The sequence below is a fragment of the Halorubrum sp. Atlit-26R genome, assembly GCF_003666015.1.
In the GTDB taxonomy this organism is placed as follows: domain Archaea; phylum Halobacteriota; class Halobacteria; order Halobacteriales; family Haloferacaceae; genus Halorubrum.
In genome coordinates, this window is record NZ_QPLT01000202.1 from 1 (window position 1) to 745 (window position 745).

2 protein-coding genes are annotated in these 745 nt (G+C 52.6%); one reads left to right on the forward strand and one right to left on the reverse strand.

What is annotated here, in order from left to right; translation table 11 throughout:
• Window positions 1–206, reverse strand: a 206-nt coding sequence (locus tag DVK07_RS20120) for a hypothetical protein (RefSeq protein ID WP_147441277.1), incomplete at its 3' end; no start/stop codon positions are given.
• 254 nt (window positions 207–460) lie between these two features.
• On the opposite strand from DVK07_RS20120, the gene DVK07_RS20125 reads away from it, so the two are divergent.
• A partial coding sequence (locus tag DVK07_RS20125) for a hypothetical protein (RefSeq protein WP_199719665.1) occupies window positions 461–745 on the forward strand: 285 nt, incomplete at its 3' end.

Sequence of the window (745 nt, forward strand, 5' to 3'; positions counted from 1 at the left end):
ATAGTTTCGCCGGGCGTCGCGTATCCGACGGATTCGATCTCGAACTCCTGACCGTTGAGGGAGACCGTCCGATCGGGGACGTCGACACTCCCCGCGGAGGTCACGTCGTAGTGTTCAGACGCGGTGGCTACCGCTACAGCTCCGAACACGACCGAACAGAGAACGAGCGTAGCGAGGAGAAGGCCCCGTGTTGAACCCGATTTCATCGTGACTGTCTCGGCATCCAATATATATAGTTTTTATGACTACTACCCTCAATTCGGATCGAGTCGTGATCCGCACATTATTTGAAACATTCACTATCAGTAGATTTAGGCGGTTCGTAACTGGGTCACTATCGCTCCTATCCGGCGTTTTCGGCGAATATCAGCGTTGAGACCTACAGGCCGTAATCTGGAGTAGGCCTCTACTATTCAGCTAAGGGAAACTATTATGCCAATTGAATGTAGTATCGACTTACATGCCACTTCCGAGTCGTGAGCAGGTCTTTGCCATCATGTTCGCGTTCATGATGGTTACATCTATGATGCCGTCCGGGGCCGTTGCTTCCGGTGGCGAGAGCGTCGAGGAGCTCGACGGCGGCGACGAGCAACTCGACGCTCAGTTCGATGTAGAAGGGAACGAATCAACAACAAACACGACGGATGATGATTCGTCGACGAACACGACGGATGATGATTCGTCGACGAACACGACGGATGATGATTCGTCGACGAACACGACGGATGATGATTCGTCGACGAAC